Annotated in this window: 13 protein-coding genes; 10 read left to right on the forward strand and 3 right to left on the reverse strand. The window is 47.3% G+C overall.

Annotation, left to right across the window (positions count from 1 at the left end; all coding sequences use genetic code 11):
• The first annotated feature begins 126 nt into the window (after positions 1 to 126).
• Together rsmA and ACJJI3_RS14665 are read left to right on the forward strand one after the other, a co-directional pair.
• Positions 127 to 927 carry a 16S rRNA (adenine(1518)-N(6)/adenine(1519)-N(6))-dimethyltransferase RsmA gene (gene rsmA, locus ACJJI3_RS14660; protein WP_444940118.1) on the forward strand — a complete coding sequence of 267 codons (801 nt, stop codon included), beginning with the start codon at positions 127 to 129 and terminating at the stop codon, positions 925 to 927.
• Positions 928 to 954: 27 nt separating this feature from the next.
• A complete protein-coding gene (locus tag ACJJI3_RS14665) occupies positions 955 to 1,767 on the forward strand; it encodes a symmetrical bis(5'-nucleosyl)-tetraphosphatase (RefSeq protein ID WP_444940119.1) in 813 nt (270 codons plus the stop codon).
• 114 nt (positions 1,768 to 1,881) lie between these two features.
• On the opposite strand, the gene ACJJI3_RS14670 is transcribed toward ACJJI3_RS14665, so the two are convergent.
• Positions 1,882 to 3,207, reverse strand: a complete 1,326-nt coding sequence (locus ACJJI3_RS14670) for a M1 aminopeptidase family protein (protein ID WP_444940120.1) — start codon at positions 3,205 to 3,207, stop codon at positions 1,882 to 1,884.
• A gap of 350 nt (positions 3,208 to 3,557) precedes the next feature.
• The gene (galE, locus tag ACJJI3_RS14675) at positions 3,558 to 4,586 is read right to left on the reverse strand and encodes a UDP-glucose 4-epimerase GalE (RefSeq protein ID WP_444940121.1); all 1,029 of its coding nucleotides are present in this window, start codon (positions 4,584 to 4,586) and stop codon (positions 3,558 to 3,560) included.
• A gap of 339 nt (positions 4,587 to 4,925) precedes the next feature.
• Here galE and ACJJI3_RS14680 point away from each other — a divergent pair, with 339 nt between their 5' ends.
• The 3 genes from ACJJI3_RS14680 (at position 4,926) to ACJJI3_RS14690 (ending at position 9,953) form a co-directional block, all read left to right on the forward strand.
• Positions 4,926 to 6,848, forward strand: a complete 1,923-nt coding sequence (locus tag ACJJI3_RS14680) for a PrkA family serine protein kinase (protein WP_413664238.1) — start codon at positions 4,926 to 4,928, stop codon at positions 6,846 to 6,848.
• Positions 6,849 to 7,086: 238 nt separating this feature from the next.
• A complete protein-coding gene (locus ACJJI3_RS14685; RefSeq protein ID WP_413664237.1) occupies positions 7,087 to 8,364 on the forward strand; it encodes a YeaH/YhbH family protein in 1,278 nt (425 codons plus the stop codon).
• Positions 8,364 to 9,953 (forward strand): SpoVR family protein, encoded by a 1,590-nt coding sequence (locus ACJJI3_RS14690; protein WP_444940122.1) that lies wholly within the window; start codon positions 8,364 to 8,366, stop codon positions 9,951 to 9,953. The genes ACJJI3_RS14685 and ACJJI3_RS14690 overlap by 1 nt, the downstream gene beginning before the upstream one ends.
• A 76-nt stretch (positions 9,954 to 10,029) precedes the next feature.
• On the opposite strand, the gene ACJJI3_RS14695 is transcribed toward ACJJI3_RS14690, so the two are convergent.
• Positions 10,030 to 10,602 carry a helix-turn-helix domain-containing protein gene (locus ACJJI3_RS14695; RefSeq protein WP_444940123.1) on the reverse strand — a complete coding sequence of 191 codons (573 nt, stop codon included), beginning with the start codon at positions 10,600 to 10,602 and terminating at the stop codon, positions 10,030 to 10,032.
• 532 nt (positions 10,603 to 11,134) lie between these two features.
• Between ACJJI3_RS14695 and ACJJI3_RS14700 the strand changes: the two genes are divergently transcribed.
• The 5 genes from ACJJI3_RS14700 (at position 11,135) to ACJJI3_RS14720 (ending at position 16,372) form a co-directional block, all read left to right on the forward strand.
• The gene (locus tag ACJJI3_RS14700) at positions 11,135 to 12,355 is read left to right on the forward strand and encodes a multifunctional CCA addition/repair protein (RefSeq protein WP_444940124.1); all 1,221 of its coding nucleotides are present in this window, start codon (positions 11,135 to 11,137) and stop codon (positions 12,353 to 12,355) included.
• Between the two features lies 1 nt (position 12,356).
• Positions 12,357 to 13,076, forward strand: coding sequence for a pteridine reductase (locus tag ACJJI3_RS14705; RefSeq protein ID WP_444942562.1), 720 nt, complete (start codon positions 12,357 to 12,359; stop codon positions 13,074 to 13,076).
• 108 nt (positions 13,077 to 13,184) lie between these two features.
• Positions 13,185 to 13,880 carry a response regulator transcription factor gene (locus ACJJI3_RS14710; RefSeq protein ID WP_413664232.1) on the forward strand — a complete coding sequence of 232 codons (696 nt, stop codon included), beginning with the start codon at positions 13,185 to 13,187 and terminating at the stop codon, positions 13,878 to 13,880.
• A complete protein-coding gene (locus ACJJI3_RS14715; RefSeq protein ID WP_444940125.1) occupies positions 13,864 to 15,111 on the forward strand; it encodes a sensor histidine kinase in 1,248 nt (415 codons plus the stop codon). The genes ACJJI3_RS14710 and ACJJI3_RS14715 overlap by 17 nt, the downstream gene beginning before the upstream one ends.
• A gap of 202 nt (positions 15,112 to 15,313) precedes the next feature.
• Positions 15,314 to 16,372, forward strand: coding sequence for a type 1 glutamine amidotransferase domain-containing protein (locus tag ACJJI3_RS14720; RefSeq protein WP_444940126.1), 1,059 nt, complete (start codon positions 15,314 to 15,316; stop codon positions 16,370 to 16,372).
• Positions 16,373 to 16,383 lie beyond the last annotated feature (11 nt).

A 16,383-nucleotide genomic window follows, 5' to 3' on the forward strand; every position in this document is an offset into this window, starting at 1 on the left:
GAAAGAGTGAACCATGCCCTCACCACGTGAGCGCAGTGAAAGGCCCTAAAGGGTATCCAACTGAAATGCTCACTAGCACCCCAAGGCTTAACCGCAAAATTAATCATCCAGGTTACAGATATATCAATGGATAACTTCTTTCAACACAAAGCCCGCAAACGCTTTGGACAAAACTTTCTCGTCGATGAAAATATTATCGAGCGCATTGTTCGTGCGGTAGGCCCTAAAGAATCAGATACGCTAGTGGAAATTGGCCCGGGTCAAGGGGCAATTACAGAATTACTACTAAAACGGTGCCCATCTCTAACCGCTGTCGAACTGGATCGCGACCTGATTCCGATGCTGGAATTTAAATTCAGGGAATACCCGGAATTTAGCATCATTGAAAAGGACGCATTAAAATTTGACTTTGGCACCTTTGCTGGAGATAAGCAGCTACGCATTGTCGGTAACCTTCCATATAACATATCCACACCGTTACTGTTCCATCTGCTCAGTTTTCGCGGGCAAGTCCAGGATATGCATTTTATGCTTCAGAAAGAGGTGGTAGATCGGCTCAGCGCTACGCCTTCGACTAAATCTTATGGGCGACTTAGCGTGATGGTTCAATATTACTGTCGCGTACAGGGCCTATTCCCTGTACCCCCGCAGTCTTTCCGGCCCGCCCCCAAAGTGGATTCTGCCATCGTGAGGTTAGTTCCCCACAGCACTCTGCCATTTACCGCAAAAGATGAAGGGTTATTGGAAAGAATCGTCAATATAGCCTTCCAACAGCGCCGTAAGACCCTGCGCAATGCTTTAAAACCCCTATTCCCGGATCTCGACCCCGAGCTGCTACCCATTGATGCCGGCCGCCGACCAGAAACCTTAAGCGTCGAGGACTTTGTTAAGCTAGCCGACTACTGTACAAACTTGCAACAACAATAATTATTTTTCATATTTTTGGGGGAAATCTTGGCAACTTACGCCATCGGAGATATTCAAGGATGCTTTGCAGCTTTTCAAAGCCTTCTCAAGAAAATCAAGTTTAGTGCTGACCGTGACAAACTCTGGCTTGCCGGAGACTTAGTTCACCGGGGTGAGGATAGCCTAAGCACCCTTCGCTATCTCTATGAGCACCGCCAGCAGGTTACAGCTGTGTTGGGCAACCATGATCTCCACTTACTGGCGATCGCCCATGGCGCTAAATCTCTGTCTGAAAAAGAGCACGACCTTGCCAAGGTTTTAAAAGCAAAAGATTCTGATAAGTTACTGGAGTGGCTACAAAGCCTACCCCTTCTAGTACATAAGAAGGGGTACACCATGGTGCATGCCGGTATCCCCCCCATTTGGAGCGTTACTAAAGCGCAAAAGCTCGCCACTGAAGTGCATAAGGCCCTCGCCGACGAAGCTATGGCAAAGGCATTTTTTTATGGCATGTACGGTAATGAGCCACACTGTTGGGATGATCATTTGATCGGCATCGAACGCCTGCGGTCCATTACCAATTACTTCACAAGAATGCGATTTTGTAAGGCTGATGGCACTCTGGATCTAATCAATAAAAAGGGGGTCCAGGCCTCTCACGGTGAATACCAGCCATGGTTTAGCTTTCCCAATCGAAAAACCAGAAATGACAAGATTATTTTTGGGCATTGGGCTGCCCTGGAAGGCCGCGCGGATACTGAGAATATCTATGCCCTAGACACAGGTTGCGTGTGGGGAGGATACCTGACTGCAATGCGATTAAGTGATGAAGAATTTTTTTGTACAGACTGCAGCTTATAAAAATCACTTCGCCCTGAAGCCTAAAAGAAGAATTTAAACCGACCGAATCTAAAAAAATAAACTGACAGTTATCACTTGGGAGTGTAACTGTCAGTTTACCTAGCTTGAATAACCTTATAAGCCATGAGTTAATTGATCCAAAGCAACTCCTACACTCGACGGTTTCCCATCAAGTAAAAGCTCAATAGAGTTAACAAGTTCCGCTGCTCCTTCCCTCTGGCTGAGAAGCACCAAGAAAGTATCAGCGCCTTTTTCTCCGCCGCCCTCGACCTCTTGACGAAAACTGCTCCATATCGAAAAAATATTTGACGAATCAGCATTTTCACTTTGCAGAAACAGGTCAATTGCTCGATGTATGAGCAGACCACAGCTATAATACAGATCAAACCTGCCCCGGTTAGCAGCCTCAACCAAAGGAATCTCTTTTACACCTTTTGTGCAACTTTCCTTAAAAGCCTTAATTTTATTAGAGACATATTTTGATGACTCGGGATACAAATCTAATAAAGCCAGCGCTGCCAACCAATCCGCATTCCCTTCATGTAACCACGATTCATTTGCATCACCATACAACCCTGTTTCACTACCCTGCTGGTATAAATGTGCGACCTCATGAGCAAAAAACCAAATGGTTTCATTAATAAAGTTAGGGTTGGAAAATTTCCCATCAAGTTCATTCATATTCCAATGCATAAAAATCTGATGTGGCAAGGTCCCCCCCTGCCAAGAGTTATCATCGACATTCGCATATGATGCATACAAAGCAGGCTTTGCTCCACTTAGTGCCCCAAGCCTTTGCTCAAAATAACTCATTAACCTGGGAATATCTGATTCTAAAGACAATCTCAATTTTTCCGGCAAACCTTTATCAATAACAGCTACAACACTAACTGTATTTATAGGTTCTTGAGTTCCAACATAGACCATCATTCCATTATCACGATCAATCCAGCTGGCTGTCCGATCATTTATCTTCCCGTTAATAATCATATGCTCACCTGGGGGAACCTGCATAGTTACTCGCCAGGCTTTTGCTTTATAATCACAGTTGTCAATACAAGCAAAAAAGCGGCCCGTATATATCAGGCTTCCACCATCTGAATAGGGGGAGAAAGGTGCATAGTCTTTGGGAAGAGATATATAGCTAGACGTCAAAAAAATTTCAATGTGTTCGAATGAACTTCTATCTTTTCTAACCAGAAACTCTTCACCTTCCATAGAAACTAATTCAAATTCTGGTGACACAGGCTTCCAGCGTTTTATACGAGAGGCATCCGGGTTACGCACAAAGCTAATCCGGCTTGCCGGCCTATCCATTTGATAGGTAAGCTTCCAGAGCTTATCGCCCTGCTTCTCAATCGTGATATCCACCCCAGATATATCTTCAGCTAAAGCTGAAAAACTAGTTAAAACTAACAGTAAAAACTGAATATATTTCAATCTTAACTCCTTTTAGATTGAGAAAAATAAATAAAAATTGAAGTAATAAATGCTTCCATATATTGATAACTATCAATACAGAGTTATACATACAACCAGACAGACAAATAGTTCTTATTCTTCGCTAATCATAAACATTCAAGTCAATCAACAGGATTGTATCTATCGGTAGCTTAATGGCCCCTTAACGCAGGTACTGATGATATAATTTTATTTAGAACATGAAAGAAACTCATTACCTGCAATATCCGCATGGAGCTGCGCAAGCAATGAGCATTATCAGGTTGATAGAAAAACCTAATCCTCTGTGAGGCAAAAAATAGGATCAAATTTCCTTAACTTAATTTTGCCTAATCTGCACTGTACCCTTTAGGATTTTTATACTGCCAACGCCAGGTATCTTTCACCATACGCACTAAATCATACTCAGCTTTCCACCCCAGCTCTGTTTCAGCCAGCTCTGGATCTGCGTAACACTCTGCAATATCTCCGGGTCTCCGCGGAGCAATGTTATAGGGAATTTCCTTCCCGCTGACACTCTCGAAAGCACGAACGACTTGTAAAACAGAACTGCCCTGTCCCGTCCCCAGATTATGGGTATAACAACCCTCAGAAATTTCTTCTTTACATATTAAGTTTAGCGCCGCCAAGTGTCCGCGAGCCAAATCAACTACATGTATATAATCTCGAACTCCAGTACCATCGACGGTATCATAATCACCGCCAAAAACCTGTAGCTGCTCCAATCTACCTACTGCCACTTGGGAAACATAGGGTAGTAAGTTATTGGGGATACCACTGGGATCTTCACCAATAGTCCCACTTTCATGGGCCCCAATCGGATTGAAGTAACGCAACAAGCTCACTTTCCACTGGCTGTTCGGCGCAGCACAAAGATCTCGCAACATGTTTTCCACAATCAACTTACTTGAGCCATAGGGGTTGGTTGCGCCAGTAGGAAAATCTTCTTTAATTGGTACTGTTTCAGGATCACCATAGACCGTTGCCGACGAACTGAAGATCAGGCGGTGAACTCCAAACTCCTCCATCACCTCACATAAAGTTAAGGTCCCAGCTACATTATTCTGGTAATAGCGCAGAGGCTGCGCAACAGATTCACCAACTGCTTTCAACCCCGCGAAGTGAATTACGGCGTCAATCTTATGATCAGAGAATACTTTGCGTAAACCTTCCTTATCACTAATATCCAGATGGTGAAAAGGGATATCTTTGCCAGCAATTAACTCGACCCTCCGTAGGGCTTCCTCACTGCTATTCGATAGGTTATCCACAACTACAGGCTCTAAGCCGGCAGCAAGCAACTCGATACAGGTATGACTGCCAATATATCCGGCACCTCCAGTCACCAAAATCGCCATTTATGTTCCTCAATATTTCTCTAATACCCAATATGGGCTGTAGTAAAGCGTAAAACAGCCGCTCAATTCAACCTATATAAGTGACATTCCACTGTCTCATTCAAAGGGAAAGCTATGCTGGAAAAGCTGGAGAGCATTCAACACTTACTCCAGCAAAGAACAAGGTTCACAACGGCAATAACGATAGTGCTTCACGCCAAGCGTATCCCAAACACGATCTGGACTTTACAGCTCATACATCGCTCGTCCCATTTGGGCAAGAGAAGCCAAGGGCGTACGACATCCTAACCAAAGCAGGGAACTGAGCTAATTCCAGTAGGCTACAGGGAGGTAGACACCATGACAATTTTCAATCACTACTTGGAAAGATACGAATCTATCCAGGACGAGGAACTCAGTATTCAGGAATACCTGGAGCTGTGTAAGACAGACCGCAGTGCCTATGCGTCACCAGCTGAGAGGATGCTGATGGCCATTGGCGAGGCCGAACTGGTAGACACCTCACGGGACCCGCGCCTGTCACGTATTTTCTGTAATAAGGTTATTAAGCGATACAAGGCCTTCAGTGAATTCTATGGTATGGAGGAAGCCATAGAGCAAATTGTCTCTTTCTTCCGACATGCCGCACAGGGTCTGGAAGAGAAGAAGCAAATCCTGTACTTGCTAGGTCCTGTTGGTGGCGGAAAGTCATCCCTTGCAGAGCGGCTAAAAGCCTTGATGGAGCAGGTGCCCATCTATGCAATTAAGGGATCTCCAGTATTTGAATCTCCCTTGAGCCTTTTCTCTCCTACTGAGGACGGCCGCATCCTTGAAGAGGACTACGGCATTGCACGTCGATACGTTAACACTATTATGTCTCCCTGGTCTGTTAAGCGATTGCATGAATTTAAAGGGGACATCAGTAAATTCCGTGTCGTAAAAATTCGTCCTTCTATTCTCGATCAAGTTGCTATCTCAAAAACAGAACCCGGTGATGAAAATAACCAGGATATTTCATCACTAGTTGGCAAGATCGACATTCGTAAGCTTGAGGATTTCCCCCAGAATGACCCTGACGCCTATAGCTTTTCTGGTAGTTTATGCAGGGCCAACCAGGGACTGATGGAGTTTGTCGAGATGTTCAAAGCGCCTATCAAGGTGCTTCACCCCCTACTAACTGCAACACAAGAAGGAAATTACAACAGTACAGAGGGATTGGGGTCAATTCCGTTCAACGGTACAATCCTCGCTCATTCCAATGAATCAGAATGGCAATCCTTCCGCAATAATCGCAACAATGAGGCTTTCCTAGATCGTATTTATATCGTCAAGGTGCCCTACTGTGTAAGAGTGCAGGAAGAAATACGAATCTATCAGAAACTGCTAGAAAATAGCTCCTTGTCAAAAGCGCCCTGTGCACCAGACACCCTGCGGATGTTGGCGCAATTCTCTGTATTGTCGAGAGTTAAAAACCCTGAGAACTCCAGCCTTTATTCAAAGATGCGTATCTATGACGGTGAAAACCTAAAGGATACCGACCCCAAAGCAAAAACCATTCAGGAATACAGAGATAATGCAGGGGTAGATGAAGGCATGAACGGACTATCCACCCGTTTCTCCTTTAAGATCCTCTCAAAAGTTTTCAATTTCGATGCTACTGAGGTGGCGGCAAATCCAGTCCACCTACTCTATGTTCTGGAACAGCAAATAGAGCAGGAGCAATTTCCACCAGAAGTGCAAGAGACTTACCTCGGGTTTATCAAGGAATATTTAGCTCCAAGATACGTAGAATTTATCGGTAAGGAAATCCAAACAGCTTACCTGGAATCCTACGCTGAATACGGCCAAAACTTGTTTGATCGCTATGTCACTTACGCTGATTTTTGGATACAGGACCAGGAGTATCGCGACCCAGAAACCGGTGAAATACTGGATCGCGGCGCCCTTAATGAAGAGCTTGAAAAGACAGAAAAACCTGCAGGAATTTCCAATCCGAAAGATTTCCGCAATGAAATAGTCAATTTTGTACTCCGCGCCAGGGCTAACAATCAGGGAAAAAATCCCGACTGGAGATCTTACGAAAAATTACGTGCCGTTATCGAGAAAAAAATGTTCTCCAATACGGAAGATCTTCTGCCAGTTATATCCTTTAATACCAAGGCGTCAGCAGATGATAAACGCAAGCATGCAGACTTCGTTGCGCGTATGGTTGAACGCGGCTATACCGAGAAGCAGGTTAGATTGTTATCCGAATGGTATCTACGCGTGAGAAAATCTCAATAGTAAGGTTTTCCTTCATTAAGGTCACTGGAAAAACACAAGGAAGCCAAACCCGGATACTGATTAGATCATTAACTTTTAGTGAGCACTTGAACGATTTCACAGCATCTCATCGGAACTCTCAATGGCTCGCTATAGTGAAGATACCAATAATTGTGTTTGGTGGATTCAGCAGGAAATATTCTGAATAGATTTATGGCGATGGATGCCTGTGAGCTTTATTCAGAACAAAGGCAGAAATATGAGCTATATCATCGACCGCCGCTTGAATGGAAAGAAAAAGAGTACCGTTAATCGGCAGCGATTCTTAAGGCGCTATAAGGCTCACATTAAGAAAGCTGTCGGCGACGCCATGAATAGCCGCTCTATTATGGACATGGATAAGGGAGAGCAAATCAGTATCCCTACTCGGGATATCAGCGAACCCTTATTTTCTCACGGTAGCGGTGGGCACGTAGAGCGAGTTTTACCCGGAAACAAGCAATTTACTGCTGGTGATCGTATCCCTCGTCAAGGTCAGCGAGGCGGTGATGGAAATGGTGGTGGTGCCAGTGATAGTGGGGAAGGGGTTGATGAATTTGTCTTCCAGATATCACAGGAAGAGTTTCTGGACTTTATGTTTGAGGGGCTCCAGCTGCCCAATATGATCAAGCAACGCCTGGCCGGCAATGAGTCTTTTCAAATAGTACGTGCCGGAATTAGTAATGAAGGAACTCCAGGTCGTCTCAATGTGATCCGCTCACTCAGGGCTGCCCATGCAAGACGCATCGCCTTGACCAGTAATAAGCGAAGAAACCTGCGCAATTTAGAGGAAGACCTATCCCAGGAAGAAAACAAAGATACTGCTCTGCGAGACCAGCGCAAAATTGAGGCTCTTAAAAACCAAATCGCCGAACTTCGCAGCCGTATCAATCGAGTCCCTTTCCTCGATGATTTCGACCTGAAATATAACCTGCTGATTCGACAACCAAAACCACGATCTAGGGCGGTGATGTTTTGCCTGATGGATGTATCCGGCTCGATGAACCAAGCCACAAAGGATATGGCCAAACGCTTCTTCTTACTTTTATATTTGTTCCTACAGCGCAGTTATGAATATACAGAAGTCGTATTTATTCGACACCACACTAGCGCCAAAGAAGTTGATGAAGAGGAGTTTTTCTATTCACGGGAAACAGGCGGCACCATTGTCTCAAGCGCGCTCAAATTAATGCGACGCATTATAAGAGATCGCTACCCCGCCAGCGAATGGAATATCTATGGAGCCCAGGCCTCAGATGGTGATAACTGGAACGACGACTCCAGTACCTGCCACCGAATCCTTATCGACGATATTATGCCCCATGTGCAGTATTACTCTTATGTGGAAATTACTCCCAGAGATCACCAGGCCCTGTGGGAAGAATATGAAAGTGTTCGTACTTTATTCCCCGATCACTTTGCTATGGAGCAGATTGTCGATGTACAGGATATTTATCCGGTGTTCCGACAACTGTTCCGCCAAAAGGTGACAGCCTGATGCTCGATAAATTTGCCAGTGGCGCTGAAGCATCTGAATCTGATTCGCCTCAGCCCATATCAACAAGCTCAGAATGGACTTTTGAATTAATTCAGGAATATGATCGCGCTATCGGCGCACTGGCAGAAGAGTTTGGGTTAGATACCTACCCAAATCAGATTGAAGTTATCTGTTCTGAGCAGATGATGGACGCCTACTCCTCGGTAGGAATGCCAGTGGGTTATCACCACTGGTCTTTTGGCAAGCAATTTATCAGCGTGGAAAATAATTACCAGCGCGGATTGATGGGGCTGGCTTATGAAATAGTCATTAATTCTAATCCCTGCATCGCTTACCTCATGGAAGAAAATACCATGACAATGCAGGCTTTGGTGATTGCTCACGCCTCCTATGGGCACAATTCTTTCTTTAAAGGGAATTACCTGTTTCGCTCCTGGACAGATGCCAGCAGTATTATTGACTATCTGATCTTTGCCAAAAATTATATTTCCCGCTGTGAAGAGCGCTACGGGCTTGATGAAGTCGAGGCCATTCTCGACTCCTGTCATGCCCTAATGAACTACGGTGTAGATCGCTATAAACGCCCTTACCCAATCTCGGCTATTGAAGAAGAACGCCAACAGCAAGAGCGAGAAGAATACCGCCAGAGGCAGCTCAATGATTTATGGAGGACCATCCCAAAACTCGGTGACGGTATAGAGGAGGCAAAGGAGAAACGTTTCCCCGAAGAGCCTCAGGAGAATATCCTGTACTTTGTTGAGAAAAATGCCCCTCTCCTGGAAAACTGGCAACGGGAGCTAGTGCGTATTGTACGTAAGCTGGCCCAATATTTTTATCCACAGCGGCAAACCCAAGTAATGAATGAGGGCTGGGCTACCTTCTGGCATTACACTCTCTTAACCGAGCTGTACAAGCGCGGGCGGGTGACTGAAGGCTTTATGATGGAGTTTCTTCAAAGCCACACCAATGTTATCTACCAACCCTCTTTTGACAGCCCTCACTACAGCGGTATCAATCCCTATACCCTAGGCTTCAGTATTTTTACTGACTTACGGCGTATCTGTGAAAGCCCCACTGAAGAGGATCGCCGCTGGTTCCCAGACATTGCTGGAAGTAATTGGCGTGAAACCCTTCAATTCGCCATGCGCGACTTCAAAGATGAAAGTTTTATTTTACAATTCCTGTCTCCCAAGGTTATGCGAGACATGAAACTATTTTGTATCAGCGACAACGATAAAGAGAACGATATCATTGTCAGCGCAATTCACGATGAGAGCGGTTATCGCCAGTTAAGAGAGAACCTTGCGGGACAGTACAACCTGGGCAATCGGGAACCGAACATCCAGGTATATTCAGTAGATACCCGTGGTGACCGTTCACTGACCCTGCACCACACACAGCACCGCCGTCGCCCTCTTGGTAAAGATACAGCAGAGGTATTAAGGCATCTTCACCGGCTATGGGGCTTCGATGTTCACCTGAATAGTTTGAACGGGGATCAAATAACGGCCAGTTGTCACTGCCCGGAGCAAGGTCGGGACCGACCGGAGGGTGAAGAAGAGTCTATGTTAATACCAAAACCCATTTAGGTTTCAGCGCGGGAACTGTTGAAATACCAGCCCCGCACAGAATGGGGAAATAATACCCACTAGCGAATCGCGCTACTTAGGCATCAGCTTCCAACAAAAGCTTGGCCTTTGCAGAAAGTTCACCGTGCTCAGAACGGTGAGTTAAAAGAGCATCAGCTCCAGCATCCAGCCAACGGGCTTTCTCGCCATCGTCATCAGAAGGCACAACCAGAATGCTCAAATTTGAATACTCACTGCGGGATCTGAGGTAGTCCAGCACCTGAAACCCACTCTCCCCAAGCAACCCAGTGTCAACCACTAACAACACCGGCTTGGCACTCGCCATCAAGATACCGGCGGAAAAACTATCACTAGCTACTTCAACTTCACACCCCATCTGCTGAAGTGCCTGGCGTCCACCTGAAGTCAGCTCAGGATCAGTCGTTAACAAAAGCACTTTTCGACTGGGAACTGCCAGGTCGTTCGGAACTGGCATTGAGTTGTCCCGCAGGAAGCCCACGAAATCCTCAACACAGATACGGTGGTCACCACGCCCTGGAAGTTTGTATGCCTTGAGCTGGCCACGCTCAATCCAGCGAATCACCGTTCGGAAGTTAACACCGCAGTACCTGGCTGCTTCCCCGGTGGTTAGCACATGTAATTCGCTCATCTTTATTCTCCCCAACAACTGCGATTAAAAAGAAGAACAGTCAACTTCCCGAAAGTATCCTCTGCCCCACAGAGTTACACGTGAAATTATCCTGCCCAGCTGAACCGCCCCTATAAATTATGCTGTTTAATGCTGCAAACCCAGCCCGAAATTCGGTCCATGTAATTTATTAACGAACAGCGGAACAACCCCCTCAAAAAATACTAATAGATATAGTTGACAGGTAAGACAGGTTTCTTAGAATGACACTAGATTCGTGACTTGGGACTTGTCACGGGATCCTTTCCAGTGGTGTGGCCGTTAAGTCAGAGCCCCCACAGTTGGCAAAGAAATGTTTGCTAAGCGAATACCCTAAGACCCTGGGCCCCCTTGTTTTTTCGGGGCCTTTTTTTTATCTTGCCGAAGCTTCTTACACTCCTACCGCTCATCCTCCGTCCAGCAGACAAACCTGGAACAACGCCGGAACAAATGGACTTATGGCAGTACAATCACCTATCAGATCACTGGTCCCTCCAGCTCTGGAGCAAATGCTTTGAAGATCTACCTTGTTGGCGGCGCAGTGCGCGACAGTCTTTTGAATCGCCCAGTCACCGAGCGTGACTGGGTAGTGGTTGGGGCAGATGCAGATAGAATGCAGGACCTCGGATACAGCCCAGTCGGCAAAGATTTTCCAGTATTCCTACACCCTGAGACCGATGAAGAATACGCGCTCGCTCGCACCGAAAGAAAGAGCGGCCACGGCTATGGCGGTTTTACCGTTAACGCCGATGCCAATATCACTCTGGAAGAGGATCTCCTGCGGCGAGACCTCACTATTAATGCCATTGCAGAAGACATCGACGGCAAGCTAATAGACCCCTACGGCGGGCAGAAAGATCTGGAGGCACGGCTTTTGCGCCATGTTTCTCCTGCATTTGCCGAAGACCCCCTAAGAATACTGCGAGTGGCCCGCTTTGCCGCCCGCTACCATCACCTTGGCTTTAGCGTTGCCCCTGAGACCATGATACTCATGCGCCAGATGGTAGAAGCGGGTGAAGTGGAATATCTGGTGGCCGAGAGGGTCTGGAAAGAGGTAAGCCGGGCGCTTACCGAGCCAGACCCCGATATATTTATTCGAGTACTGCGAGACTGCGGTGCCCTCTCGGTACTGTTACCAGAATTAGAGAATTTGTTTGGTGTTCCCCAACCGCCCAAACACCACCCCGAAGTGGACACTGGAGAACACGTACTACTAGCCCTGCGCGCCGCACCGGCAGAGCTCCCCTTGCGTTTTGCAGTACTGCTACACGACCTGGGCAAAGGACTGACTCCCGAGGAGATTCTCCCCAGCCACCACGGCCACGAGGCCGCAGGCGTACCTCTTGTAAAGGCCGTCTGTGAGCGCTGGCGTACCCCAAAAGATCTGACTGCACTAGCTGTCGGGGTCTGCGAATATCACCTGCACTGCCACAGAGCCTTCGAATTGCGCCCACAGACCATTATGAAAATGATCCGCAGTCTGGATGCCTTGCGACGTCCCGAGCGATTTGAAAACTTTCTTCGCGCCTGTGAGGCAGATGCCCGAGGTCGTGAGGGGCTGGAGAATCGAGATTATCCACAGGTGGAATTTTTGCGCGCCGCTCGAGATGGGGCAGCGGCAGTAACTGCCGAGGAGTTGATTAAACAGGGCTACCAGGGTGCGAAACTGGGGCAAGCACTGGACCGGGAGCGCATCAAGGCAATCGCCAGAGTAAAGGATAACTACATTGCGTAATGTGTTGATTACCGGTGCCGCCGCACGCCTGGGCCGTGCTATTGCTGAAGAGCTGCATAGAGATCACAGAGTTGTTATTCACTATCGCAACTCGGCTGATGCTGCCAAGGCCCTGGCAAACGAGCTGAACCAACGTCGCCCCAACTCTGCCATAGCGTTGCACAGTGAGTTGAATAGCGCCGAAGCCTGTTCCAATCTGGCCCAACGTGCACAAGAGGCCTGGGGCGGTATTGATGTTCTGGTCAACAATGCCTCAGCATTTCACCCCACACCTGTGGGAAGTGCAACCGAGGAGGACTGGGATCGGCTGGTAGGCAGCAACCTCAAAGCTCCCTTCTTTCTCACTCAGGCCCTGAAAGAAACACTCAGCCAACAGCTGGGTTGCGTTGTTAATATGGCGGATATTCACGCCGAGCGCCCGATGCCCAAGCATACTATCTACTGCGCCGCCAAGGCTGGGCTGGTAATGCTGACAAAAAGCCTCGCTCTGGAGCTATCGCCCCAGGTGCGGGTCAATGCAGTCGCCCCCGGTGCCATTCTTTGGTCGGAGCAAGAGGCAACTAACGAAGCCAAGAAAGCACAAATCACCCAGCGCATTCCTTTGGCCCGAACCGGTGACCCCAGCGATATCGCCAAAACCGTGCGCTTCCTGATCTGTGACGCCCCCTATATCAACGGCCAGGTTATTGCCGTTGACGGCGGCCGCAACCTCAATATCTAGAGCGGTCCAACCAATATCTAAAACAGTCCAACAACGGGGCTTCACTTCAATTTCACCGGCACTCTGTCAGAATGCTTTGTAACTTCCTCTGCCAAAAGAGATTTGCCGGTGCGCTCACTGAAGATATTGTTGATTGAAGATAACCCCACTATCGCCCGCCAGCTTGCCGAATTCCTGCACGCTGAGGGCTGGCAGATAGATTATGCCCAGCGGGGCCGCCAGGGCTTACAGCTGGCCCTGGAACAAATCTTCGACCTGATTATTCTCGACCTGGGCCTGCCAGATATGGACGGCTTAGAGGTCTGCGAAAAGATCAAAGCACAAGCGCCAGTTAACATGCCAATTCTGATGTTAACTGCCCGAGATGCTCTCGCAGATAAAGAACGCGGATTTGGTATCGGTGCCGATGACTACTTATGTAAGCCCTTCGAACCAAGGGAACTGATATTGAGATGCCGCGCCCTGGCACGTAGACACCAGCTACATACCAGTGAAGAAATTAAGGTCGGTGATTTACAGATAAACCAGCGCCAGCAAACGGCCTACCGGGATAAACAGCCTCTGCCCCTGACAACTATCGGTTTTCGCATTCTCACTATGCTCGCCCAGGCGTCGCCAGCACCAGTAAGCCGCTCGGCAATAATCCACCATATTTGGGGTGATGAACCCCCAGAAACAGACGCCTTAAAATCCCACATTTATAGTCTTCGCCAAACACTGGATAAGCCTTTCCAGGCCCCTATGTTAAAAACCATCACCAATCTCGGTTATCAGTTGGAAACTCCCAATGCGCGAAACCAGTAATTTACAGAGGAAGGTCTTCGCTATTTTTGGCAGTTTTACCCTGCTGCTATGCTTGGTGTTTTTTGCCATTTGTATGATGGTGGCCTATGTAGTTGAAGATCATTTACTCGATAACTTATTGGCCGGAGAAGTCCGCTACCTCGAACAGCAGACAAGACTGACTAATACGACCCCAGAGCCACGCCTACCCTATTTAACGCTATACACTGAAAGCAAAATAATTCCGGCCGAACTGCGCACTGCCCTACCAAACTATGCAGAAAAGGCTGAGTGGTTTAGTGATACTGAACATCACTTCCATTTACGCAGAGTACATTTTCCGGACAACCATTCCGCCGTTCTCGTAGCTGAAGTCAGTGAATTGCTCACTGTTACGCAACAATCTTCAAAACTTCTTTGGCTCTTTGCCTGCGCCTGTATCTTGACCCTACTCTTAGCCCTCTATTGTGCTTTTCGTATTTCCCGTAAAACCATCGCTCCTGTAGTAACCCTTGCTAAAGCAGTTCAGCAGCAGAGAAACTGCGATTCTCAAATTTCCCTGCCCTATAACAATGAACAAGATGAAATCGGTTATCTTGCAAGTACGTTGCAAGATACACTTAACCAGCTCAAGCTAACATTGCGCAGGGAAACTGAGTTTACCCGGGATACGAGCCATGAGTTGCGCACCGGGCTAACCATTCTGAAAAGCACACTGGCTCTCAGTCAAAATCGGGAAATGACTTTAGCTGAGAAAAATGAGCTATTAGAAACTGTTACCGGTATGGAAAAAACCGTTAAGACACTATTAGCCCTCGCCCGCTCTGAGTCTCTACAGTCGGAAGATATCCCATTGTGCGCTTTACTAGAGGAACGTCTTTTAGCTCAACACCAGTTAATTGTACAAAAGCATTTTAATGTTGATTTAAAGTTAGGGCACAAAGTCAGAGTCCTGGCCAATCGACACCTGGTAAGTCTGCTCTTCGACAACTTGATCAGCAATGCATTACAGCACGCTACCAGCCCTGAATTGGTTATTACCTATAAGGGGGACACACTCTTTTTTGAGAACGCCACAGACAACCAATTAGATCTAGAAACCACCCTCTTACCCGGCCAAAAGAGGGAAGGCAGTGACGGCATTGGTCAAGGCCTTTTCCTGGCCAAGAGAATCTGTGAAGCCTTAAATTGGACCATCTCTATCCAGTGTAAAAAAAATATTTATCAGTGCGCTCTATCTTTTACACAGTAGCGTTCTAAGATTCAAATTTTTACCGTATGCGCTCGAGATGCACAGTGAATCGGCATCCATACCTTATACGATCTCGAGTGCAGCTTTTTCTTTCTTCCTAAATAGCAATTACAATCTCACCTGAATTTCACCTTCCATCCCTTATTCTCCTACGAACTCACTAGAAGATTTTCCGTCTGCTACTGCAATTTTGGAGATTAATATGTTGAAGAAAATTGTTATTTCCCTGGCACTGACTTTGTCCGTATTTTTTGGTTTTATTATTTGGATTAAGGGCCTAATTCCACCCCAAGAGCAGGACTTTTCCACTACGACAGTAAGTGACCTGCCGTATTTACAACAATTACCCAGAGAAAGCCGAGGAAAAATCTTAGCTGTTGTCACCAGTACTGAAACGATGGGAGATAGTGGCAAGGCAACTGGTTATGAATTAACTGAACTGGCACGCCCCTATTACATTTTTTCAGCTAACGGATTTATTGTCGATATTGCCAGTCCCAAAGGCGGCAAACCGCCTGCGGTGATCGATAAAGATGATCTGGGGCCTTTCGACTATGCCTTTCTCAATGACCCGGAGGCACAACAAAAGGTCAACAACAGTATTCCTATCGATCAGGTATCAGCAGAGGATTACCAGGCCGTATTTTTTGTCGGCGGTAAAGGCACCATGTTCGATTTCCCCGACAATCCCCATATCCAGTCCCTGGTGCGGGAAATCTATAACAGCGGCAAAATTATCGGAGCGGTATGCCACGGGCCAGCAGCCCTTGCCAATGTCACCCTGGATAATGGCAAGCCCTTAATCGCCGATCGGCAGATCAGTGCTTTTACTAACGCAGAGGAGCTTTTTCTTATCCCTGATGCCGAGCAACGATTTCCATTCCTGCTTGAGGATCGCTTACGTGAGCAAGGCGCGTTTTTTCAGGCTGGGCCCACTTACCTGGAACAAGTCAGTGTGGATGGCCAGCTTATTACCGGGCAAAACCCCTGGTCCACCTGGCTGGCGGCAGAGAGTATGGTAAGCGCGATGGGGTATACCCCTGTTCCACGCCAAATCACTCCGGCGGAGCAGACCGTCAAATTACTACTCACTTATGAGCAGCGCGGCTTTACCGAGGCCACAGAGAAATTACACAAGCTGCAGGAGAAAGGGGAAATAGACCAGCGCCTACTGGCCATGCACGGCGTTGTCTCTGTTATGCGTTGGGAGCCGGGCAGGGCTCTGGACATAATCAGACTGCTGTCCAAGAGCCAGGGTTGATAGAGCCCCTC

The organism is Microbulbifer maximicatervae (SeqCode), from assembly GCF_052466985.1.